The sequence below is a fragment of the Streptomyces sp. NPDC006739 genome (assembly GCF_042869815.1).
GTDB lineage: Bacteria > Actinomycetota > Actinomycetes > Streptomycetales > Streptomycetaceae > Streptomyces.
On the sequence record NZ_JBIAGM010000010.1, the window covers coordinates 200,484 to 221,461 of the forward strand.

General features: G+C 73.6%; 21 protein-coding genes. 9 read left to right on the forward strand and 12 right to left on the reverse strand.

Going from position 1 to position 20,978, the window contains the following annotated elements:
- Positions 1-51 precede the first annotated feature (51 nt).
- On the forward strand, positions 52-444 hold the full coding sequence (locus tag ACFYMM_RS21605; RefSeq protein WP_388388900.1) for a VOC family protein: 393 nt from the start codon (positions 52-54) through the stop codon (positions 442-444).
- Between the two features lie 13 nt (positions 445-457).
- Here the strand turns inward: ACFYMM_RS21605 and ACFYMM_RS21610 are convergent, their stop codons facing one another.
- Positions 458-760: a DUF4235 domain-containing protein gene (locus ACFYMM_RS21610; protein WP_388388902.1), complete on the reverse strand. Its 303-nt coding sequence runs from the start codon at positions 758-760 to the stop codon at positions 458-460.
- 70 nt (positions 761-830) lie between these two features.
- A complete protein-coding gene (locus ACFYMM_RS21615; RefSeq protein ID WP_388388904.1) occupies positions 831-1,844 on the reverse strand; it encodes a glutathione S-transferase family protein in 1,014 nt (337 codons plus the stop codon).
- Between the two features lie 98 nt (positions 1,845-1,942).
- Here ACFYMM_RS21615 and ACFYMM_RS21620 point away from each other — a divergent pair, with 98 nt between their 5' ends.
- Positions 1,943-2,920 carry a cation diffusion facilitator family transporter gene (locus ACFYMM_RS21620; RefSeq protein ID WP_388388906.1) on the forward strand — a complete coding sequence of 326 codons (978 nt, stop codon included), beginning with the start codon at positions 1,943-1,945 and terminating at the stop codon, positions 2,918-2,920.
- A gap of 80 nt (positions 2,921-3,000) precedes the next feature.
- Here ACFYMM_RS21620 and ACFYMM_RS21625 read toward each other — a convergent pair whose 3' ends face one another.
- Positions 3,001-3,450, reverse strand: a complete 450-nt coding sequence (locus tag ACFYMM_RS21625; protein WP_388388908.1) for a nitroreductase family deazaflavin-dependent oxidoreductase — start codon at positions 3,448-3,450, stop codon at positions 3,001-3,003.
- Between the two features lie 201 nt (positions 3,451-3,651).
- Here ACFYMM_RS21625 and ACFYMM_RS21630 point away from each other — a divergent pair, with 201 nt between their 5' ends.
- Entirely contained in the window at positions 3,652-4,113 is a 462-nt protein-coding gene (locus ACFYMM_RS21630; protein WP_388388910.1) for a nuclear transport factor 2 family protein, read from the forward strand.
- A gap of 33 nt (positions 4,114-4,146) precedes the next feature.
- Here ACFYMM_RS21630 and ACFYMM_RS21635 read toward each other — a convergent pair whose 3' ends face one another.
- The gene (locus tag ACFYMM_RS21635) at positions 4,147-4,773 is read right to left on the reverse strand and encodes a LysE family transporter (RefSeq protein WP_388388913.1); all 627 of its coding nucleotides are present in this window, start codon (positions 4,771-4,773) and stop codon (positions 4,147-4,149) included.
- Between the two features lie 296 nt (positions 4,774-5,069).
- Here ACFYMM_RS21635 and ACFYMM_RS21640 point away from each other — a divergent pair, with 296 nt between their 5' ends.
- From ACFYMM_RS21640 to ACFYMM_RS21650, 3 genes are all read left to right on the forward strand, one after another.
- Complete coding sequence (locus ACFYMM_RS21640) at positions 5,070-6,308, forward strand: cytochrome P450 (RefSeq protein ID WP_388388915.1); 1,239 nt, start codon at positions 5,070-5,072, stop codon at positions 6,306-6,308.
- A 12-nt stretch (positions 6,309-6,320) separates the two neighbouring features.
- Complete coding sequence (locus ACFYMM_RS21645) at positions 6,321-6,539, forward strand: ferredoxin (protein ID WP_388388918.1); 219 nt, start codon at positions 6,321-6,323, stop codon at positions 6,537-6,539.
- A gap of 83 nt (positions 6,540-6,622) precedes the next feature.
- Positions 6,623-7,156, forward strand: a complete 534-nt coding sequence (locus ACFYMM_RS21650; RefSeq protein WP_388388920.1) for a flavoprotein — start codon at positions 6,623-6,625, stop codon at positions 7,154-7,156.
- On the opposite strand, the gene ACFYMM_RS21655 is transcribed toward ACFYMM_RS21650, so the two are convergent.
- A complete protein-coding gene (locus ACFYMM_RS21655) occupies positions 7,153-8,010 on the reverse strand; it encodes a hypothetical protein (protein ID WP_388388922.1) in 858 nt (285 codons plus the stop codon). The genes ACFYMM_RS21650 and ACFYMM_RS21655 overlap by 4 nt on opposite strands.
- A 188-nt stretch (positions 8,011-8,198) precedes the next feature.
- On the opposite strand from ACFYMM_RS21655, the gene ACFYMM_RS21660 reads away from it, so the two are divergent.
- The gene (locus ACFYMM_RS21660) at positions 8,199-9,167 is read left to right on the forward strand and encodes an aldo/keto reductase (RefSeq protein WP_388388924.1); all 969 of its coding nucleotides are present in this window, start codon (positions 8,199-8,201) and stop codon (positions 9,165-9,167) included.
- A gap of 67 nt (positions 9,168-9,234) precedes the next feature.
- Here the strand turns inward: ACFYMM_RS21660 and ACFYMM_RS21665 are convergent, their stop codons facing one another.
- A complete protein-coding gene (locus tag ACFYMM_RS21665; protein ID WP_388388926.1) occupies positions 9,235-10,014 on the reverse strand; it encodes a phytanoyl-CoA dioxygenase family protein in 780 nt (259 codons plus the stop codon).
- Between the two features lie 336 nt (positions 10,015-10,350).
- On the opposite strand from ACFYMM_RS21665, the gene ACFYMM_RS21670 reads away from it, so the two are divergent.
- Positions 10,351-12,177 (forward strand): ricin-type beta-trefoil lectin domain protein, encoded by a 1,827-nt coding sequence (locus tag ACFYMM_RS21670; RefSeq protein ID WP_388388928.1) that lies wholly within the window; start codon positions 10,351-10,353, stop codon positions 12,175-12,177.
- Between the two features lie 14 nt (positions 12,178-12,191).
- Here ACFYMM_RS21670 and ACFYMM_RS21675 read toward each other — a convergent pair whose 3' ends face one another.
- From ACFYMM_RS21675 to ACFYMM_RS21695, 5 genes are all read right to left on the reverse strand, one after another.
- Positions 12,192-12,716 carry a universal stress protein gene (locus ACFYMM_RS21675; RefSeq protein WP_388388930.1) on the reverse strand — a complete coding sequence of 175 codons (525 nt, stop codon included), beginning with the start codon at positions 12,714-12,716 and terminating at the stop codon, positions 12,192-12,194.
- Positions 12,717-12,777: 61 nt separating this feature from the next.
- Entirely contained in the window at positions 12,778-14,073 is a 1,296-nt protein-coding gene (locus ACFYMM_RS21680; protein ID WP_388388932.1) for an arsenic transporter, read from the reverse strand.
- A gap of 23 nt (positions 14,074-14,096) precedes the next feature.
- Positions 14,097-15,338, reverse strand: coding sequence for a hypothetical protein (locus tag ACFYMM_RS21685; RefSeq protein ID WP_388388934.1), 1,242 nt, complete (start codon positions 15,336-15,338; stop codon positions 14,097-14,099).
- 189 nt (positions 15,339-15,527) lie between these two features.
- Positions 15,528-16,229 (reverse strand): DUF4232 domain-containing protein, encoded by a 702-nt coding sequence (locus tag ACFYMM_RS21690; RefSeq protein ID WP_388388936.1) that lies wholly within the window; start codon positions 16,227-16,229, stop codon positions 15,528-15,530.
- Between the two features lie 149 nt (positions 16,230-16,378).
- A complete protein-coding gene (locus tag ACFYMM_RS21695) occupies positions 16,379-17,770 on the reverse strand; it encodes a serine/threonine-protein kinase (protein WP_388388938.1) in 1,392 nt (463 codons plus the stop codon).
- Positions 17,771-17,816: 46 nt separating this feature from the next.
- Here ACFYMM_RS21695 and ACFYMM_RS21700 point away from each other — a divergent pair, with 46 nt between their 5' ends.
- On the forward strand, positions 17,817-18,374 hold the full coding sequence (locus ACFYMM_RS21700; protein WP_388388940.1) for an RNA polymerase sigma factor: 558 nt from the start codon (positions 17,817-17,819) through the stop codon (positions 18,372-18,374).
- A gap of 55 nt (positions 18,375-18,429) precedes the next feature.
- Here the strand turns inward: ACFYMM_RS21700 and ACFYMM_RS21705 are convergent, their stop codons facing one another.
- Positions 18,430-20,811, reverse strand: a complete 2,382-nt coding sequence (locus ACFYMM_RS21705) for a SpoIIE family protein phosphatase (RefSeq protein WP_388388942.1) — start codon at positions 20,809-20,811, stop codon at positions 18,430-18,432.
- Positions 20,812-20,978: the final 167 nt, after the last annotated feature.

Consider the following 20,978-nt stretch of genomic DNA (forward strand, 5'->3'; position numbering starts at 1 on the left):
GCAGGGGGAGGGACCCCCGAAGACGGATCCGCCGACATCCCCGGAGGAAGCATGCCCCTGGTGAAAGCGGGCGTCGTCGTTCTCGACTGCGCCGAACCCGAGAAACTCGCCGAGTTCTACCGGCAGTTCCTGGACGGTGAGGAGACGGACGCGTCCGCCAACCTCATCGAGATCCGCGGCGCCGACGGCGTCCGGATCGCCTGCCGCCGCGATGTGAACGCCACCCCGCCGAGCTGGCCCCGCCCGGAGAACTCCCTGCAGGCCCATCTGGACTTCCTGGTCGAGGACCTGGACGAGGCGGAGCGCAGGGTGATCGGGCTCGGCGGGCGCCCGATCGACACCAAGGACGCGGCCGGGCCGTACGAGGAACGCGGTTACTCCGACCCGGCCGGCCACTCCTTCACCCTGCGCCTCGTACCGCCCACCGCCCCCAAGCAGGGCTGAGCGCGAGGACCGCTCAGTCCCGGCCGCCCTTGTCGGACGCCGGCCACACCCCCGTCGAACGCTCGATGGCCTTGGCGCCGGTGCGGTCCACGGCACTGCGCACCACCGCGAAGATGGCGCCCTGGACCGCCGCCGCCAGCAGGATCTCGCCCCAGCCGCGGTCCGGGTCCAGGGCGTCCGGGGCGTCCTCCTCGTGCCGGATCGTCTTCCACGCCTTGCGGAAGGCCAGGCCGGCCAGCGCGCCGCCGGCCCAGCTCAGCACGAAGCCGACGGGCTGGTAGACGAGGGGGAGTTTCTTCTTCTTGTTCTTCGCCACGTGGATCTCCTTCGTCGGGATGTCCGGGTCGTCGGGATGTCCGGGTCGTCGTGATGTCGGGGTGTCGTGGTCAGGGCCTGCCCGGGGCCGGGACCTCCTCGTCCGGGGGCACCGGGCCCGGCGCGGTGCCGTCGCCGAACGGCCTGCCGCCCAGTTCCTCCCGGTGGTGCCGGGTCAGCCAGCCGGAGAGATCCGGGCCCAGGGGAACGATCCGGGTCGGGTTGATACCGGTGTGGACCCGGTAGTAGTGCCGCTTGATGTGGTCGAAGTCCACGGTGTCGCCGAAGCCGGGCGTCTGGAAGAGATCCCGGGCGTACGCCCACAGCACCGGGTTCTCCGTCAGCTTCCAGCGATTGCACTTGAAATGACCGTGGTAGACGGCGTCGAACCGGACCAGGGTGGTGAACAGCCGGATGTCCGCCTCCGTGAGGGTGTCGCCGACCAGGTAGCGCTGCCCGGCGAGTCGCTCGGTCAGTCGCTCCAGCCGCCGGAAGAGCGCCGTACAGGCCTCCTCGTACTCCGTCTGGCGGCTGGCGAAACCGGCCCGGTACACGCCGTTGTTGACGTCCTCGTAGACCTCCGCCATCACCGCGTCGATCTCGTCACGCCGTTCGCTCGGGTAAAGATCCGGCGCCCCCTCGCGGTGCAGGGCCGTCCACTCGGTCGCGAGGTCGAGGGTGAGCCGCTGGTAGTCGTTGGTGACCAGCCGCCCGCTGGGCACGTCCACGACCGCGGGGACGCTGACCCCGCCGGGATGGCCCGGTTCCCGCTTCTCGTAGGCCTCGCCGAGGAAGCGGATACCGAGGACGGGGTCGCGTCCGCCCGGATCGAGGGTGAACCGCCAGCTGCGGTCGTCCTGGATCGGGTCGGCGACGGCCATCGGCAGCGCGGCCTCCAGCCCGAGCAGCCGGCGGGAGATCACCGCGCGGCTCGCCCACGGACAGGCCCGGCTGACCACCAGCCGGTAGCGTCCGGCCGCCACCGGCCAGCCGTCCCGGCCGTCCGTCGTGATCCGGTCCGTGAAGTGGCTCTTGGACCGCGTGAACGACTCGTGTCCGTACGCGCTGTTGCGGTCCGCGTTCATGTCTCCTCCTCGCCACGGCTGCTCTCCTGGGAACCGCGTTCCCCGATTTCCCCGGCCCGCACGGTGTGACCTGCCCGGGCGCGGGCAGTCGGCGAAGGGTGAACCGGACAGACTCCAGCAAGAGCGGGAAAGCGCGGAACGCCGACCACAGGACCCGGGTCACCGTCGTGGTCGCGCTCGCGGCGAACCTGGTGATCGCCGTGGCCAAGGCCGCCGGGGGCGCCGTGGCCGGCTCGCCCGCGCTGCTCTCCGAGGCCGCGCACTCCGTGGCCGACAGCCTGAACGAGGTCTTCCTGCTGGCCGCGTTGCGGCGCAGCCGCCGGCCCGCCGACGCACGGCACCCGTTCGGCTACGGCAAGGAGCGGTTCTTCTGGTCGCTTCTCGCGGCCGTCGGGATCTTCGTCATGGGCGGCTGCTTCTCCGTCTTCCAGGGCGTCGAGGCACTGCGCGACGGTGCCGACGAAACGTTCACCGGCTATGTGGCGGGGTTCGTCGTGCTCGGCGTGGCCCTGCTCGCCGAGAGCGTCTCGCTGCTGCGGGCCCTGCATCAGGTGCGCGGGCAGGGCGGCGGGCTGAGCGACCCGGCCCTGCGCACCGTCGTCGCCGAGGACGGCACCGCGGTGCTGGGCGTGACCCTCGCACTGGCCGGCATGGCCCTGCACATGGCGACCGGACAGGTGGTCTGGGAGGCGTCCGCCTCGCTGGCCATCGGCGTCCTGCTGGTCTACGTCGCCTACCGGCTCGGCCGCGAGGCCCGCGACCAGCTCATCGGGGAGGCCGCCACCCCGGAGCTGAGCGGCAGGATCCGCTCGCTGCTGCGGGCCCAGCCGGAGATCGACAGCGTGGAGGCGCTGTTCACCATGAAGATGGGCCTGGACTCGATGCTGGTCGCCGCCCGGATCGACCTCGTGCCGGGCCTGGACAGCGAGCGGGTCGAGGAGATCGCCGTACGCATCAAGCGCTCCCTGGCCCACACCGTGCCCGAGGCCGACCAGATCTTCCTCGACGTGACGGACCGCCCGGCCGGCGAGGCACGAGAAAGCCCCGCCGCGACGGGGGAACGCGGCGGGGCCTGACGCACGGGTGCCCGGCCCGAAACGGGTTCATGCCTGCCGAGCGCAGATTTTTCTAAAAACCGGTCCCCGCACGGCCTGAATCAGTTCCCGTCGGCCGGCTCCAGCACGAACACCGGGATCTCCCGCGAGGTCTTCTCCTGGTACTCGGCGTAGGGCGGATAGGCGGCCACCGCCCGCTCCCACCACTGCGCCTTCTCCGCACCGGTGACCTCACGGGCCGTCATGTCCTGCTTGACCGGCCCGTCCTGCAGCTCGACATGCGGATCGGACTTGACGTTGTGGTACCAGACCGGATGCGCGGGCGCCCCGCCCTTCGAGGCGACCACGGCGTACTTCCCCTCGTGCTCCACCCGCATCAGCGGCGACTTGCGGATCTTGCCGCTCCTGGCCCCCTTGGTGGTCAGCACGATGACGGGCATGCCCGTGTCCATCAGCGTCGTCCCCTCGGTCCCGCCCGAGCTCTCGTACAACTCCACCTGCTCCCGCACCCACTGCTCCGGGCTGGGCTCGTACTCGCCCTCAAGAGGCATGGCGTCGCTCTCCTCGCTTCGACTTCTGTCTGGCGCCCGCGTCAACACCGGTGGGCGCCCGGATCATCCGTACCGGTGCCCCCTTCGGAGGCCGTCCATTACCCCGGAGGTAATCGCGTCCCCCGTGCGGCCCCGGCACAGTGTGCCGAGCGCACCCCACTCCCGTGGCATCCGGCCGAACGCAGAAGGGGCAGGACAGCCGTGTCTCCCAGCCGCACCACCCTCCCGACCCGAACCGTCGTGGACGAGCTGCTGCGCCGCCTCGGCGCCGGCGACCCCGAGCGGATCGCCGAGCTGTACGCCGACGACGTCGACTGGAAGCTGGACTGGCCCGAGCCCGAACACGGCCGCAGCGCGACCCCCTGGATCCGGCACCGCTCCACCCGCGCGGACGTCGCCGCCCACTTCCGGGAACTGGCCGCCCATCACGTCCCCGGACAGGGTGACACCCGGATCGAGCGTCTCCTGACCGACGGCGACGAGGCGGTCGTACTCGGCGAGATCCGGCAGACGGCCAGGGCGACCGGACGCCCCTATCGAGCCAGGTTCGCCCTGCACCTGACCGTCCGGGACGGCCTGGTCGTCCGCCACCACGTCTACGAGGACAGCCTCGCCGTCGCCCGCGCGTTCGCGGTGGAGGGACCCCGCTCCCGCCTCCTGTGAGCCCCCGGCGCCCCTGGGGCCTGGCGGGCGCCTTCACGGCAACGCCGTGCGCACCGCCAGAGCGAGGATCACAGCGCTCGACAGCAGCGCCGTGAGCAGTCGGCCACGGCGGCCGGTCAGGGCGTGGCCGAGCAGCGCGCCGCCCCCGGCGAGCAGCAGCTGCCAACCGGCCGAGGCGGCGAACGCGGCCAGCACGAAGGCGCCCTGCTCCAGGGGGTGAACGGTGTCGGCGGTGCGGGTGCCGAGGACCAGGGCGGCGAAGTAGACCACGGTGGCCGGATTGAGCAGGGTGATGCCGAGGAAAGCGAGATACGCCCGGCCAGGTCCGGCCACCGGGCGCTCCGGCCGTGTACCGGCCCGGAGCGCCCGGTACCGCCGTACGGCGGTCACCGCGCCGCGCACCGCCAGCGCCGTCAGCACCAGCGCCGACGCCCAGCGCAGCGGGGTCAGCACGGGCCGCAGCACCGCGGCCAGGGCGGAGCCGCCGACCGTGGCGAGGAGCGCGTAGAGGCCGTCGGCGCTGGCCACACCGAGGGCGGCCGAGGCGCCGATGCGCAGGGAGGTGCGGGCGGTGAGGCAGACCAGGTAGGCCCCGACGGCGCCGACCGGGACGGCGATGCCGAACCCGGCGAGCAGACCCGCCACGAGCGCGGCCGTCACGGGCGGACGGGCCAGGGTCTCCGGGGACGGCCGGGCTGCTGCCGGCCCGGCACCGGACGGTGGGCGGCGGTGGCGGTCGGCGGCAGGAAGGCGTCAGCGAGGGACATGCGCAGATGCTGCGGCCCGCGCCCCGGTGGCGACAACCGGATTTCGGCGGATAATCGAGTTTCCGGAGAGCGGTCTTCGGCCACATCGCGCGCGTCACCGATCTGGCCGAACTTGCCGTCGCCCTATAGATGCCCGGGGCATCTAATGAAGATCGGCACGACGCACCAACTTCGTCTGCGAGGTCTTCCATGACGGATCTGACGGACCTGACGGAAGCCACCGGTCCGGCGCACCAGGCCGAACCCGTCGCCTTCCCCCAGGACCGCACCTGCCCCTACCACCCGCCCACCGGCTACGACTCCCTGCGCGACGGGCGAGCCCTGTCCCGCATCGCCCTCTACGACGGCCGCCAGGCCTGGCTGGTCACCGGCCACGCCGCCGCCCGGACGCTGCTGTCCGACCCCCGGCTGTCCAGTGACCGCCGCCGCCCCGGCTTCCCCGCGCCCACCGCCCGCTTCGCGGCCGTCCGGGACCGCCGGGTCGCCCTGCTCGGCCTCGACGACCCCGAGCACCACACCCAGCGGCGGATGATGATCCCGGCCTTCACCCTCAAGCGCGCGGCCGGACTGCGGCCCGTCATCCAGAAGACCGTCGACGACCTGCTGGACGCGATGATCGAGAAGGGCCCGCCGGCCGACCTGGTCCCGGCCTTCGCGCTGCCGGTGCCCTCCATGGTCATCTGCGGGCTGCTCGGCGTGCCCTACGCCGACCACGAGTTCTTCGAGGCGCAGTCCCGCCGGCTGCTGCGCGGCCCGTCCGCCGACGACACCCAGGACGCGCGCCGGCAGCTGGAGGACTACCTCGGCGACCTGATCGACCGGAAGGCGGCACAGCCCGGCCCCGGTGACGGTGTTCTCGACGACCTCGTCCACCACCAGCTGCGCGAGGGCACGGTGGACCGCGCCGAACTGGTCTCGCTGGCCGTCATCCTGCTGGTCGCCGGGCACGAGACCACCGCCAACATGATCTCGCTCGGTACCTTCGCGCTGCTCCAGCACCCCGAGCGGCTGGCCGAGTTGCGGGCCGACCCGGCGCTGCTGCCCGACGCGGTCGAGGAGCTGATGCGGATGCTGTCGATCGCCGACGGGCTGGCGCGGGTCGCCCTGGAGGACATCGAGGTGGACGGCACCACGATCCGGGCCGGCGACGGGGTCCTCTTCTCGACCTCGGTGATCAACCGGGACCCGTCCGTCTACTCCGACGCCGACACCCTGGACTGGCACCGGCCCACCCGTCATCACGTCGCCTTCGGTTTCGGGATCCACCAGTGCCTGGGCCAGAACCTGGCCCGCGCCGAGATGGAGATCGCCCTGGGCACCCTGCTGCGACGGCTGCCCGGCCTGCGCCTCGCCGCCCCGGCCCAGGAGATCCCCTTCAAACCCGGCGACACGATCCAGGGGATGCTGGAACTCCCCGTGACCTGGTAAGAGGCTCCTGCCATGCACACCGAGCACATCGAGCACATCGACATCGACAAGGACGTCTGCATCGGGGCGGGCCAGTGCGCCCTGGCCGCGCCGGGCGTCTTCGCCCAGGACGACGACGGCTTCAGCACGCTGGTTCCGGGCCGTGAGGACGGCGGCGGCGACCCGATGGTGCGGGAGGCCGCCCGCGCCTGCCCGGTCGGCGCCATCACGGTGACGGAGTCCGGCGGCTGATTTCCGGCTTCCGGCTTCCACCGGTGCGGGCGGCCCCACGCAGGCGGGGCCGCCCGCACCGCCTGAGTGAGTAGGGTTCCCGGATGACCGAACCCGCCGAGAAGCCCTTCCTCTACGTCGTCGTCTGCGCGGCCGGGATCGCCGCCGGCGTCGGCACGCTGATCACCGCCGCCCAGGAGCGGGACTGGGAGGTCGGCGTCATAGCCACGCCGGTCGCCATGGGCAGCTTCTTCGACGCCGCCGATGTCGAGGCGCGGACCGGCCGCCCGATCCGCTCCGCCTGGCGCAGCCCCGGCGACCCGCGTCCCTTCCCGCCGCCGGACGCGGTGCTGGTGGCGCCCGCCACCTTCAACACCGTCAACAAGTGGGCGGCCGGGATCGCCGACACCCTCGCCCTCGGCACGCTGTGCGAGGCCGCGGGCCTGGGCATCCCGATCGGTGTCCTGCCGTGCGTGGCCGACGCGCTGGCATCCCACCCCGCGTACCGGGCGAGCGTGGAACGGCTGCGCGCGATGGGCGTCCGCTTCGGGGAGCCGTACGACGCGCCGCCCGAAGGCACCGGCGGGCGGGGGGAGTTCGACTGGGCGCGGGCGCTGGACCTGCTCGAACAGCCTTAGCGGCAGGTCACCGTGGGACCGGCCAGCATGCCCCCGGTGTAGAGGGCCTGTCCCTTGGGCATCCAGTAGCCCAGCTTGGACACGACCGTGGAGCAGTTCGGGCCGACGGTCACCCGGACCCTCACGGTGTCGGGGTGGCCCGGCTGGAGGTCGGTCAGCGCGCAGTCCAGGGAGTACCGCAGCCGGGTCGTGGACGGGTAGCGGCCGACGAGCGGGCTGACACAGCGGGGGTCGTCCGTGGCGATGCGTACGCCGCTGCCCTCCTCGCCGATGAGCCCGAAGCGGGCGCTGCCGTCCCCGTCGTCGCTGTCCCGGCGGACGGTGTAGGTGAGGGTGGTCGTGGCGGCGCGGCGCAGCTCCGGCCGGTCGACCGTGATGGCGTGGGTGGCCTTCGCCTTGGGCGCGGTGAGCGTCAGGGTGGCGTGGACGGTGCCCTTCAGGTCGACGCCGGCGGGCGTGGACCGCACCCGTACGGCGGCCGTGAGGTCGTACGTCCCCGGGCCGGGGTAGTCGGCCGAGCCGGGCAGCGTCCCCGTGGCCACGGTCGTGCCGCCGCGCCGGGCCGTCCAGGTGCCGTCGGTCAGGCAGACGTACCGCGTCCCGGTGCCGGTGCGCGCGCAGTTCGCGGGGGCGGAGACACCGAGCTGCGGGGTGCCGCTGCCCGCGCAGAGGCTGACGCCGGCCGACTGCCCGTCGGCGCCGCGCAGGGTTCCGGCCGCCGCGCACAGGGTGGACGGCCCCTCGGCCGCACGGGGCTGCGGGGGAGCGGGCCGTCCCCAGGCGGGGGTGACGAGGGCGAGGGTCAGCAGGCCGACCCCGGCCAGGGTTCGCAGGGTGGTCGCGGGTGTCGGCACCGGGTCTCCTCCGAGCGGCACTGACCGGCCGGACGCCGGTCACCTGCGCCGAGGATGCGCCCACCACGGCGCCTCCCGGCGGCTCCCACGCCGAGCGGTCACCTGCGGGCACCACACCGGCCCGAGGCCTCGGGCCGTGCCGACGTACTCTCCGAGTGGTAACCGACCCGAAGGCAGGAGCAGCAACGATGCAGTACGTGAAGCTCGGTTCGACGGGCCTGGACGTGTCGCGGATCTGTCTGGGCTGTATGACCTACGGTCTGCCGGACCGCGGCGTCCACGAGTGGACCCTCGACGAGGAGGCCTCGCGCCCGCTGATCCGGCAGGCGCTGGAAGCGGGCGTCAACTTCTTCGACACCGCCAACGTCTACTCCGACGGCACCAGCGAGGAGATCGTCGGCAAGGCGCTGCGCGACTTCGCCGACCGCGACGAGATCGTCCTCGCCACCAAGGTGCACGGACGGATGCGGCCCGGGCCGAACGGCGGCGGGCTGTCCCGCAAGGCGATCATGACGGAGATCGACCACAGCCTGCGCCGCCTCGGCACCGACTACGTCGACCTCTACCAGATCCACCGCTACGACCACCACACGCCCGTCGAGGAGACGATGGAGGCGCTGCACGACCTGGTCAAGGCGGGCAAGGTCCGCTACATCGGGGCGAGTTCGATGTACGCCTGGGAGTTCTCCAAGGCCCAGTACACGGCCGAACGGCACGGCTGGACCAGGTTCGTGTCCATGCAGAACCACTACAACCTGCTCTACCGCGAGGAGGAGCGGGAGATGCTGCCGCTCTGCGCGGACCAGGGCGTCGGCGTGCTGCCGTGGAGTCCCCTGGCACGCGGCCGTCTCACCCGCGAGTGGGGCGCCACCACCGAGCGCAGCGCCGGCGACGCCTTCGGCGGCAAGCTGTACCTGGACAGCGACCGCTCCATCGTCGAGGCGGTCACCCGGATCGCCGACGACCGGGGCGTGCCGCGCGCCCAGGTGGCCCTCGCCTGGCTGCTGCACCAGGACACGGTGGCCGCTCCCGTCGTCGGCGCGGGCAGGCCGCGGCACATCGAGGACGCGGTGGCCGCCGTGGAACTGCGGCTGAGCGTCAAGGAGATCGAGGAACTGGAGCGGCCCTACACCGCGCGCGCCATCAGCGGCCACTGACGACCGCTCGGCGCGGCCGGCCCGGTCAGTGCGGGCCTTTCAGTGCGGGCCTTTCAGTGCGGCCCGGTCAGTGCGGCCCGTGCGGTGCGAACTCCGTGCCGCACGGGCCGGCCCCCTCGCTCTCGGCCAGCGGCACACGCTCGCCGGACATGGACAGCGTCCGGTAGTAGCCGCCGATGCGCCGGGTGGAGCGGCCCACGTAATGCCCGATGAAGGAGCGCCGGAAGCGGTCGGCGCTGCGGTTGGGCTGCGAGCCGTGCACCAGGCTCCCGTTGAAGAACAGGACGTCACCCGGCTCCATGTCCACGGGCACCGGGGCCAGACCGGGCGGCGGCGGGACGTACTCCCGGGCGAACGACAGCCCGGCGTCCGCCTCCTCGGGGCAGAACAGGTCCATCCGGTGGGTGCCCGGGACGACTTCCAGGCCGCCGTTGTCCCGGTCGATGGCCTCGCAGGCGACCCAGGCGGCCACACAGGTGCCCGGTTCGACCCGCAGATAGAAGTTGTCCTGGTGCAGCGCCTGGCCCCGGGCGCCGGGCGGCTTGAAGTAGAACATGCTCTGCGCGGCCAGCACCTCCTCCCCGAGCAGCGTCTCCAGGACCGCCCGCAGCCGGGAGTCCAGCAGGAAGTCCCGTGCGACGGTGCTGATCTCGTGCGGCTGCATCACGCGCGGATGGGTGTGCAGCGGATCGGCCGGGCGCCCGTCGTCCCCGCCCGCCCGGGGCTCGAAGTGCCCCGGCACCGGGCCGGCCGCGTGCAGCGCCGCGAACTCGGCGCACAGCCGTTCGATCTCGGTGTGCCCGAACATCCCGTGTACGACGGTGAAGCCGTCCTCGTCGAACCGCATACATGCCCTCCTCGCCTCCGGTGACCCCGGCCCGAAACGTACGCCGGTAATGCGAGACCCGATACCGGCCCCACCTCGTTGACGTTTCGTCAATTCCCGGTGACCGGCCGCCTTCGCGTAAAACGCCGGAATCTCTTGTTCTACCTCGGTGGCCTGTGCAAAGGTGTGCGCTGACGGCGTGCAGACAACTAATTTTCCGCTGCATGCGCGAAGGCCGCTCCCGTGCGCCCCCCCACGCTTCAAAAGAGCTGCCCAAGGCGGACGTCGAGATGCCGAATCCCCGCATACCCGTTGGTATGGACTAATTCCCGCGGTGTGTCTGGAAGGAATGCAGCCGTGAATACGGACGAGCAGCTGAGCGCCGAACTGAAGAAGTGGACGGGGACGACGCCGGCGCTCCATCCCGTCGGAGAACTCCTGGACCGCCACTGGGAAGCGGCCTTCGCCTACGCCCGGCTGTGCACCGACGGACCGCGCGCCGCGGGCATGCTCACCACCGCGGCCTTCACCCGGCTGTTCGGCGAGTCGCTGCGCCAGGCGGGGCCCTCCGCCGCCTGGCGGCCCCATCTGCTGGTCACCGTGCGCCGGATCGCGGCCGAGTGGGACAGCGACGGCCGGCAGGAACTCCTCCATCCCGACCTGCGCTCGGGGAGCGACGCGGGCGACCGCGCGGCCGCCCGGCTGCTCCCGGCACCCGGCCGCCGGCTGCTCTCCCGTGCCTTCCAGCGGCTGCCCCAGTCGTCCCGGGCGGTGCTGTGGCACGTCGAGGTCGAGGCCGAACCGCTGTCGGTGCCCGCCGGGCTGCTGGGCCTGGACGTGGAGGACGCCCGCGTCGAACTGCGCCGGGCCCGCGAGCGGCTGCGCGAGGAGTGCCTCCAGGCCCACCGTGAACTCGCCTCCGACCAGGAGTGCCTGCGCTACTTCCGGATGCTCGACGTGACCTTCCGGCGCGGCGGCGTCGACATCGACCCCGATCTCCAGCAGCACCTGGCCGGCTGCCGGCACTGCCGGCACACCGCCGACCAGCTCGCCCAGTTCAACGCCGGGCTCGGCCTCGCCCTCGCCGAGGCGGTGCTCGGCTGGGGCGCCGGCGCCTACCTGGAGTCCCGGGCGGCCCCGCCCGAGGAGGAGGCCACCGAGCCGGAAACCCCCTCCGCCGAGGGTCCCCGGCACGGCGAGGCCTTCCCACCGGCACCCACCGCGTCCACCCCGTCCACCCTGTCCGAGGCGCCCGCCGCGGAGCCGTCCGCGTCCCCGGCCCCGTCCCGCCGGTCCGCTCACCGGGCGGCCCGGCGCGCCCGCCGCCGCAACCTCGCCCTGGCCGTGGCCACCGTGAGCGGACTGGTCGTCCTGCCGCTGATCCTGTGGTCGGTGCTCGGCTCGGGCGACGACGCACCCCCCGCCGCCGGCGGCAAGCCCGCCCCGGCGCCCGGCACCGGAGCCGCCAGTCCGGGCCCCTCCTACGCCGGGAACGGCAGGAACACCCAGGGCACCCTGCGCGGCAGGCTGCACAACGTCGCCTCGGGGCTGTGCGTGGGCGTCGTCGGCAAGAAGGCCGTCAAGGGGGCGGAGACCGAACTCGCCACCTGCTCCTCGACGGCGAGCCAGCAGTGGACGTACGAGACGGACGGACTGCTGCGCAACGGCGCCGCCCCCGGCCTGTGCCTGGACTCCCACCTCGGCTACTCGGTCCAGCTCTCGCCCTGCCCCGACGAGACGGCCACCGGTGCCGCGGCCAAGAGCGTCCGCTACGACTTCACCCTCCAGGGTGTGCTGGTGCCCCGCTGGAACCAGGACCTGGCGCTCACCCCGGCGGCCACCGACGGCGGGGGCGCCCTGGTCGTCAAGACCCGCACCGACACCGCGGTCCAGCGCTGGACCGTCGACACGTCCAAGCCCGACCTGCAGATGCAGATCGTCAACTGGGACGCGGACGTCACGCCGACGCCCACGCCCTCGGCGACGCCCGCCCCCGAACCCAGGAAGGCACCCGCGGCGACGCCGGCCCCGACACCGTCGAAGCCGGCCGCCGAGCCGACTCCGACCGGCTCCGCGCCCTCCGACGTCTGCGCCTCCTACCCGCACTACTGCTACGGAGGCGGCTACGGCGGGTACGGCGGGTACGGCGGCTGGGGTTACGGCTACGGAGGGCGTCACCGCTGAGGATCCGCGCCCGCTCAGTGGTGGGGGCGCGGTGGCGGTGGCGGCGGGAGCGTGGTCAGGTCCGGGGCCGGTTCCGGCCAGACCAGCAGGACCGGGCAGGGCGCGTGGTCGACGACGAACCGGGACGGCGGCCCCAGGCTGTGCGGGCCGAGCCGGGAGCGGTCGCCGTCCCGGGCCAGCACCAGGAGGCCGGCCCCCTCGGCGGCGGCCACCACCTCCCGTTCCACCCGTCCGGTGCGCTCCAGCCGGGAGCACGGGCGGCCCAGCCGCTCGGCCGCCGCCCGCAGCAGCTCGGCCGCCGAGGTGACACCGAGGTCCTCCAGCCGGTCGCCGGGATCCCTTCCCCAGCCCTCGGCCGGGCGGTGCCCCCGGGGGCGGCCCCGGCCCAGCAGACCGGCGAACGCCCCGTGTGCCAGACCGGGCACGCCGGGCTCGCTCACGTGCAGCAGCACGACCTCGGACGCGTCGGGCGCGTGCGCGCGCACCGCGTCCACACAGGCGGGCCAGGTGCCCTCGACCAGCCACACGATCACCCGCATCGCCACACCGCCTCCCTCACCCGCACCGCCTCCCTCACCCGCTCTGCCCGTACGGTCCCGCTCACATCACCTGGAGCGACCCCCACAGTGCCACCACGGCCGCGACCAGCGCCGACGGCACGGCGAGCAGACCCAGCCGGGTGAACTCGCCGAGGTCCACCTCGTGCTCGTGCTGGTGCACGATCCGCCGCCACAGCAGCGTCGCCAGCGAACCCGCGTACGTCAGGTTCGGCCCGATGTTCACCCCGAGCAACACCGCGAGCACCGCCCCCGGGCCGGCCGGCGCGGCCAGCGGCAGCAGGACCAGTACCGCGGGCAGGTTGTTGATCAGGTTGGCCAGCACGGCGGCCAGCGCGGCGACACCCAGCAGCGCCGGCAGCCCCGTACCACCGGGCAGCACATGCCCGAGCGCACCCGCGAGGCCGTTGTCCACCACCGCCCGCACCACGACGCCCAACGCCAGCACGAACGCCAGGAAGCCCGGCGAGGCCGCCCGCACCACCGTCATCGGCGTCGCCCCCCGGCGCAGCAGCACCCGCGCGGCGAGCACCAGCGCCCCCGCCGTCGCCGCCCACGCCGGATCGATGCCGAGCGCCGAGGCCACCACGAAGCCGGCCAGGGTGCAGGCCACGGTCACCACCGCGAACAGCGGCAGCCCGGGCGTCTCGCCGCCGGTCCCCGGGCCGGGGGCCGCCGCCGACAGGTCCCGTACGAAGAACCGCCTGAAGACCAGGTACTCCGCGCCGATCGCCACCAGCCACGGCAGCGCCATCAGTGCGGCGAACCGCGTGAAGCCCAGCCCGCTGGCCGCGAACGCCAGCAGGTTCGTCAGATTGGACACCGGCAGCAGCAGGGACGCGGTGTTGGACAGATGGGTGCAGGCGTACACATGCGGCTTGGGCCGCGCCCCGGTCCGCGCGGCCGTCGCGAACACCACCGGCGTGAGCAGCACCACCGTCGCGTCCAGGCTGAGTACGGCCGTGATCACCGACGCCAGCCCGAACACGGCCGTCAGCAGCCGCACCGGCCGCCCCGCCGCCCACCGCGCCATCCACGCCCCGCACGCCTGGAACAGCCCCTCCAGATCGCAGAAGTGGGCGAGCACCAGCACCGCCGCCAGGAACCCGACCACCGGACCCAGCCGCTCCGCCTCGGCACGAGCGTGGTCCAGGGAGATCGCGCCGGTGGCGACGGCGATCCCGGCGGCGGGCACGGCCATGACCGCCTCGGGCAGGCCGAACGGACGGATGACGGCCCAGACGAGCACGGCGACGAGCAGGACGGCTGACAGGGCCTCGGCGAGCGGGGTGTTCAGGGCTCGGTCCTTCCCCGGGTTGATCCACTGGTGCCCGCTCATGAAAGCAGACGCCGGTGAACGGGCTACGACGCCCCGGCGCTCGCGGCACCCCCGGCACCCAGGAACTCCCCCCAGCCGCCGGTGGGCGACTGCCCGGGCGACAGCGTGCGCAGCCTGCGCAGCACGGCCGGGTCCTGCGCCTCCAGCCACGCCACCAACTGCTTGAAGGACACGAACCGCACGTCGTCGTGCTCGGCCATGCGGCCGATCGCCTCCTCCACCGCGTCCATGTAGATGCCGCCGTTCCAGCGTTCGAAGTGGTTGCCGATGAAGAACGGCGCCCGGTTCGTCTCGTACGCCCGCCGGAAGCCGGCCAGATAGGTGTCCCGGGCCTGCGCCCGCCAGGCGTCGTACCGCGCCCGGTCGCCCAGCGGGTTGCCGGCCGACTGGTTGAACATCATGTTGTAGTCCATCGACAGCACCTGGAAGGAGTGCCCGGAGAACGGTATCGACTGCAGCGGGAAGTCCCAGATCCGGCCGCCCTGCACCTTGCCCGGCAACATCTGCAGCCCGCCCGGGGAACTGGCGTCGTACTTCCAGCCGAGCGCGGCCGCCGTGGGCAGCAGGTTGGTCTGGCCCTCCAGGCACGGGGTCCGGCCGCCGATCAGCTCCTTGCGGTAGTCGAAGGGCAGCGGCTCCAGGTCGGTGAAGCCGGTGTTCGTCTTCCACTTGGTCACGAAGTCGACCGCCTGGTCGATCTCGCTGCGCCACTCGGCCGAGGACCAGTTGCGCACCCCGGTCGCCCCGCAGAAGTGCCCGTTGAAGTGGGTGCCTATCTCGTGGCCCTCCAGCCAGGCCGCCCGCACCTGCTGGAGCGTGGCGTGGATGTGCCGGTCGGCGAGGTAGCCGATCGCGGAGGCGCCGACCGCGTGCTGCGGCGGACGGTAGAGGTGCTTCTTCGACTCCGGCAGCGCGTAGATGCCGCTGAGGAAGAACGTCATCTTCGCGCCGTGGTCGGCGGCCACCTTGCGGAACCGGGAGAACAGCTGGTTGCTCACCTCGCCCGCGCCGTCCCAGGAGAACACCACGAACTGCGGCGGCCTGGCACCGGACTTCAGCCGGGCCGGCGCCGGCTGGTGCGGCTGGGCACCGGTGTAGGCGGTGGAGCCGTCGCCGATGAGCTTCACGGGCGTCGCCTTGTGCGTGCTGCCGCCGTCGCCGCCCCCGCCCACCGACAGACCGCCCGCCGAGCAGGCGCTCAGCGCACCCAGGGCGCCCGCCGTCGCTCCCGCCGTCAGCAGCCGCCTGCGTGAGATCCCGCTCATGTCCCGTCCCCGGTTTCCTCGTCACGGCCCCCTGCGGGGCCTCTCGCTGTGCGTTCGACGGGTCCGATGGCGGATCACGCCGGAAAGGTCGCGGCGGCCGGGCCCTGTTGCAGGCCCGTGACAGTTGTGATCCGAACATGACGGACCCCGCTGCCGGGGGGAGGGCAGCGGGGTCCGGGCGGGGGTCGGTCAGGCGCCGGTACCGGGGGCGAAGACCGTGAGGAAGACGGAGGAGGCGTTGCCGGACACGGGGACGGGGCCGGCCGTCCAGGCGACCTTCAGCGGGTCCCGCTCGTTCGGCGGGGTGATCACCAGCGCGCTCGGCGTCGCGGTACTCGCCCCGCTGACCTGGGGGTTGGAGAAGGTCATCCCGGCCCAGGCGCTCTGCCCGGGCTTGAGGACGACCGAGACGGCGCTGCCCGGGGTACGCCGGGGGTCGGGCCCGAGCTGGGTGCCGGAGGCGTTCACGAAGGCGGCGCCGGGATAGCCGCGCACGGCGCAGGTCCGGCCCGACCTGTTGGTCAGCACGATGGGGAAGTTCTCCTGGCCGGCGCCCGGATTGTCGCGCCCCACCGAGGCGCGCAGCTCCGAGGTGTGGCAGCGGGCGCCGGCGCCGGCCCCGGTCGTCGTGCCGCCGCCCGCGGAGGCGGTCGCCCCCCGGGAGGCGGACGCGGCGGTCTTGTCGTCGGCCGGGGCGGAACCCGTGCCCTTCGGGGGCGCGGTGGACGTCGCCGTACCGTCGGCCGCCGGTGCGGCCGTGCCCGGCGAGGTGTGCGGGGGACTGCTGTGGTGGACGCCGCCGCTGCCGCCGCAGGCGGTCAGCAGGCCCAGTACGGCGGCCGTGCTCGCGAGCAGGGCCCCGCGCTGCAGGGACCGGGACATGTACGCCATGGCTTTCAGCACTCCTGGATTCACGGCACGCGTCGCCTTGTGCCTGCGGCGCCCCGTGCGCCGTCACCGACTGCGATGCGCGGGGCCGCCGAAAAGTTCGCGGTTTCGCCGGAATTCTTCCCCGGTCCGGACCTTTTCTCGCCGCCCGGTCAAGTGACCCGCAGCGAGCCGAGCACGCGGTCGGTGGCGTCGCCGCCGCCGTGCTGCCGGATCTGCACGTACAGCTGCGGCCGGCCGGAGCCGTCCGCCGGAGCCAGGGCGCTCTCCGTGATCGAGCCGCCGTCGGCGCAGCCGCTCCAGGTCCGCACCCGGCCCTGCCAGGCCGTGGTGGTGAAGGCGCGGCTGCCGTCGTAGTGACAGCCGTCGTGGGTGAGGGCGTCCACCCGGCCGCCGACGTCGCCCCGCTCGCTCAGCCCGACGAACGCGCCGTCGACCGGTGTCGACAGGTCCGGCCACTTCGCCAGGTCCTCGGCGACCTCGAAGCCCGGCTCGTGCCCGGGTGCCAGACCGAGCGCCTTCGGGTCCCAGCCGGAGTCGCGCAGCTGGCGCCCCCAGCCGGCGGGCACCTCGGCGGCGACGCGCCCGGTGGTGTCCGCGATCCGCACCTCCTCGGGCGGCGCGCTCCGGTGGTTCAGGAGGGTCACCGCGACGGCCGCGCCGCCCGCGGCGAGGACCGCGGCGACGCCCAGGGTGACCGCGTTGAGCCTGCGGCGCACGGCGTCGAGCCGCTTCGGCCGCCGCAGCGCGGAGGCGGGAGCGGCCAGCCGGTCCAGCTCGTCGGCGAAGGCCTGCGCACCGGGCCAGCGGCGCTCCCGGTCCGGCTCCAGGGCCCGCATCAACGCCCGCTGCGCGTCCTCCCCGAGGTCCGGGCGCAGCCGCTCGGGCCGCACCACCTTCCCGGGCGCGCCCGGCACGGTGCCGGTGACCAGCTCGTAGCCGACCGCGCCCAGGCTGTAGACGTCGGCGCGCGCGTCGATGCCCTCGCCCGGCTGCGCCTGCTCCGGCGGCTGGTAGCCCGCCGAGCCCGCCGCCAGGGTGAGTCCGGAAGCCTGGGCGAGGCTCTTGGCCAGGCCCAGGTCGGCCAGCAGCAGCCGCCGGGTGCCGTCCGGCGCGGTGCGCAGCAGGACGTTGCTGGGCTTGATGTCCCGGTGCACGATCCCCGCCTCGTGCAGGGCCGCCGCGCTCCGGGCGGCCTCCGCGGTCAGCCGCAGCGCCTCCGGCACCGGCAGCGGACCCGGCGCCAGCAGGTCGGCGAGGGTGCCGGCGTCGGCGTACTCCATCACGAAGTACGGCCGCCCGTCCGGGAGTTCACCGATGTCGAAGACCTGCACCACCCGGTTGGAGCCGGCCCTGCGCAGCAGCCGGGCCTCGGACAGGAACCGCTCCCGGATGTCGAGCCGGTGCGACCAGTTGTCGGCGAGCACCTTCACCGCCACGGGCGCGTCGAGCTGGTCGTCGTGGGCGAGCCACACCGTGCCGAAGGCGCCGGTGCCCAGCGGACGTTCCAGGCGATAGCGGCCGATCCGCTCCGGGGAATGCATACGACTATCATGCCTGGCCTGAGATCGACTTCGAGGGGGACCTCCCGTGCATGACGCAGGCCTGACCGAGGACCTCGCGCGGCGGGCCGCCGCCGGTGACGCGGCGGCCCTGGACCAGCTGCTGACGGAGGTGTGGCCCGACGTGGTGCGGCGCTGCGGGCGCTTTCTGCCGTGCCGGGAGGACGCCGAGGAGGCCGCCCAGGACGTGCTGCTCCAGCTGTCCCGGAAGATCTCCACCTTCGAGGGCCGCAGCCGCTTCAGCACCTGGCTGTACACCGTGATCGCCAACTGCGCCCGGCAGAAGTACCGGGAACTCAAGCGCCGGGCCGCCGAACAGCCCGCCTCCATCGAACCGTCCGCGTTTCCCGGGTATGTCGACCCGCGCACCACGAGCGTCATCGCCGGCTCCCGCGTCGACCTGCTGGAGGCCCTGGACCGGCTGGAGCGGGAGCATCCGCACCTGGTCGCCCCGCTGGTCTACCGGGACATCTGCCAGCTGGACTACGCCGAGGTCGCCGAGCGGGTCGGCATCCCGCTCGGCACGCTCAAGTCCCGGCTGCACGAGGCCCGCAGGCAGGTGCGGCCCTGGCTGACCGCCTCCTGACCCGGCCGCCGCCCGGCCCGACGGCCCCGCCGGCCCGCCCGCTCACTCACCCGCCTCACTCGTCCTCCTCGAACAGCGCCAGTTCCGCCCAGATCGTCTTGCCCTCCGTGGTGTGCCTGCTGCCCCAGCGCTGGGTGAGCTGGGCGACCAGCAGCAGCCCCCGGCCGCCCTCGTCCCAGGTCTTGGCCCGGCGCAGATGCGGGGCGGTGTGGCTGGTGTCGGAGACCTCGCAGATCAGCGTGGTCACGTCGTGGATCAGGCGCAGCCGGATGGGGTGGGCGCCGTACCGGATGGCGTTGGTGACCAGCTCGCTGACCACCAGCTCGGTCGTGAACGCCGCCTGCGCCAGCGACCAGGTGTCCAGCTGCTCCACGACCTGCTTGCGGATCGGCGCCACCAGGGACGGGTCGGCGGGGATGGTCCAGGTCGCCACCCGGGAGGCGGGCAGGCCCTGGGTGCGGGCGAGCAGCAGCGCCACGTCGTCGGCGGCGCCGTCCGAGGGGAGCAGGGCCCGCAGGACGTGGTCGCAGGTCTCGTCGAGGGAGTCGGCGTACGCCCCGAGCGCCTCGCACAGCAGCTCCCGGCCGTGGTCGGAGTCCCGCTCCCGGGACTTCACCAGGCCGTCCGTGTACAGGGCGAGCACCGTGCCCTCGGGGAGTTCGACCTCGGTGGACTCGAACGGCAGCCCGCCCAGGCCCAGCGGGGGACCGGCGGGCAGGTCGAGCTGGCGGGGGGTGGAGCCGGGCCGCAGCAGCACGGGCGGGGGGTGCCCGGCCCGGGCCAGCGTGCAGCACCGTGACACCGGGTCGTAGACGGCGTACAGGCAGGTCGCGCCGACCTCGCCGGGACCGCCGTCGCCGCCGGACTCCTCCGACAGCCGCACCACCAGGTCGTCCAGGTGGGTGAGCAGCTCGTCCGGGGCCAGATCGATGTCGGCGAGCGTGCGTACGGCGGTGCGCAGCCGGCCCATGGTGGCCGAGGCCTGGATGCCGTGCCCGACGACGTCCCCGACGACCATGGCCACCCGCATCCCGGACAGCGGGATCACGTCGAACCAGTCGCCGCCCACCCCGGCGCGCGCCGCCGGCAGATAGCGGGAGGCGGCCTGCACGGCGGCGGTGTGCGGCAGGGAGCGGGGCAGCAGGCTGCGCTGGAGAGCGAGGGCGGTCTCCCGCTCCCGGCAGTAGCGGCGGGCGTTGTCGATGCAGACGGCGGCGCGGGCGGTGATCTCCTCGGCCAGCAGCACGTCGTCCGCGCTGAAGGGGTCGGGCCGCCGGTGCCGGGTGAGGACGGCGACCCCGAGGGTGAGGCCGCGCGCCTGGATCGGCACCGACATCGAGGAGTGGATGCCGTACTCGCGCACCCGCTCCCCGCGCGCGGGGTTCCAGGCCAGCCACTGCTCCAGGTCGCCGGAGGGCACCGAGGCGACGATGGTGCGGCCGGCGAGCAGCGAGTCCGCCTGCGGGGAGGCGACCGGATAGGTCTCGATGTGCCCCAGCTCGGTCACCACCTCCGGGGCGCCCGGCAGGATCGACTGGTAGGCGGCCCGGCGGAGCGGGACCGGGGCGCTGATCCGCGCCGGGGGCTCGGCGCCGTGCTCCTGCGGGTCCAGCAGGTCGATGCTGACGAAGTCGGCGAGGGCGGGCACGCACACGTCCGCCAGTTCCTGTGCCGTGCGGGTGACGTCGAGGGTGCTGCCGATGCGCACGCTCGCCTCGTTGACCAGTTGCAGCCGCTCCCTGGCCAGGTAGTTGTCGGTGAAGTCGTGCGCGGCCAGGCAGACGCCCCGCACCCGCTCCAGCGCGTCGGTGACCGGCGCCAATCGGGCGAGCCACGCGTGGGCGCGCGTCTCGCCGCCGGCACGCGCGTACGTCTGCACGTCCAGCGGCCGGCCGGTGGTCAAAACCTGGCGCATGTGCCGTTCCAGGTCGTCGCTCTGCGGCTGGCCGCCGATCTCCGCGGGTGTGAGGCCGCGCACCCGCTCCTCGGGCAGCCCGATCACCTCGCCCATCGCGTCGTTCATCCGGCGCAGCCGCAGCCGCTCGTCGTACACGGCGACCGCGCACGGCGACTGGGTGAGCACCGCCGAGTCCAGTGGATCGTCGGGGGCGGCCGGTCCGCGGTCCGCCAGCGGGGTGACCACGAGCCAGTCGCCGTCCCGGCCGTCGCGCGGGGGGCGGCGGTGGACGAGCAGCCACACCGACACCGTACGGCCGTCACGATGACGCAAACCGACCGTTCCGTCCCAGCGCGCGCCCAGGGGAACGGCGAGGTGCCCGCCGTCCGCCAGCAGCAGGGCCGCGGGGCGGCCCACCACCTCGTCGGGCGGGTGGCCGAGCAGGCGCCGCGCGCCCTCGTTCCACTCGACCAGCGTGCCGTCGTCGTCGATGACAGCCCGGGCCGTCGCCGCGTCGTCGAACGGATGGACCCGGCTCATCTCGCCACTCCCCAGCGCACACGCACAGTCAACAGGTGCACCACTTCCGCCCCAGCCTAGTGCGTGCGCCTCCCCGGCGGACGCCGTTGCCGGGCCGCCGGGCGGGGCGGCCCGGGGCCGGTCAAGGGGGAAATCCGGCCGATGTGACGTCAGGGGCAGGAGTACAC

Excerpts from the sequence above, each read along its gene's own strand:
- ACFYMM_RS21605 (WP_388388900.1), top strand. The coding sequence starts at position 52 with ATGCCCCTGGTGAAAGCGGGCGTCGTCGTTCTCGACTGCGCCGAACCC.
- ACFYMM_RS21645 (WP_388388918.1), top strand. The coding sequence starts at position 6,321 with ATGCACACCGAGCACATCGAGCACATCGACATCGACAAGGACGTCTGC.
- ACFYMM_RS21695 (WP_388388938.1), bottom strand. The coding sequence starts at position 17,770 with ATGCATTCCCCGGAGCGGATCGGCCGCTATCGCCTGGAACGTCCGCTG.
- ACFYMM_RS21625 (WP_388388908.1), bottom strand. The coding sequence starts at position 3,450 with ATGCCTCTTGAGGGCGAGTACGAGCCCAGCCCGGAGCAGTGGGTGCGG.
- ACFYMM_RS21650 (WP_388388920.1), top strand. The coding sequence starts at position 6,623 with ATGACCGAACCCGCCGAGAAGCCCTTCCTCTACGTCGTCGTCTGCGCG.
- ACFYMM_RS21660 (WP_388388924.1), top strand. The coding sequence starts at position 8,199 with ATGCAGTACGTGAAGCTCGGTTCGACGGGCCTGGACGTGTCGCGGATC.
- ACFYMM_RS21640 (WP_388388915.1), top strand. The coding sequence starts at position 5,070 with ATGACGGATCTGACGGACCTGACGGAAGCCACCGGTCCGGCGCACCAG.
- ACFYMM_RS21675 (WP_388388930.1), bottom strand. The coding sequence starts at position 12,716 with ATGCGGGTGATCGTGTGGCTGGTCGAGGGCACCTGGCCCGCCTGTGTG.
- ACFYMM_RS21690 (WP_388388936.1), bottom strand. The coding sequence starts at position 16,229 with ATGGCGTACATGTCCCGGTCCCTGCAGCGCGGGGCCCTGCTCGCGAGC.
- ACFYMM_RS21705 (WP_388388942.1), bottom strand. The coding sequence starts at position 20,811 with ATGAGCCGGGTCCATCCGTTCGACGACGCGGCGACGGCCCGGGCTGTC.
- ACFYMM_RS21665 (WP_388388926.1), bottom strand. The coding sequence starts at position 10,014 with ATGCGGTTCGACGAGGACGGCTTCACCGTCGTACACGGGATGTTCGGG.
- ACFYMM_RS21615 (WP_388388904.1), bottom strand. The coding sequence starts at position 1,844 with ATGAACGCGGACCGCAACAGCGCGTACGGACACGAGTCGTTCACGCGG.
- ACFYMM_RS21680 (WP_388388932.1), bottom strand. The coding sequence starts at position 14,073 with ATGAGCGGGCACCAGTGGATCAACCCGGGGAAGGACCGAGCCCTGAAC.
- ACFYMM_RS21685 (WP_388388934.1), bottom strand. The coding sequence starts at position 15,338 with ATGAGCGGGATCTCACGCAGGCGGCTGCTGACGGCGGGAGCGACGGCG.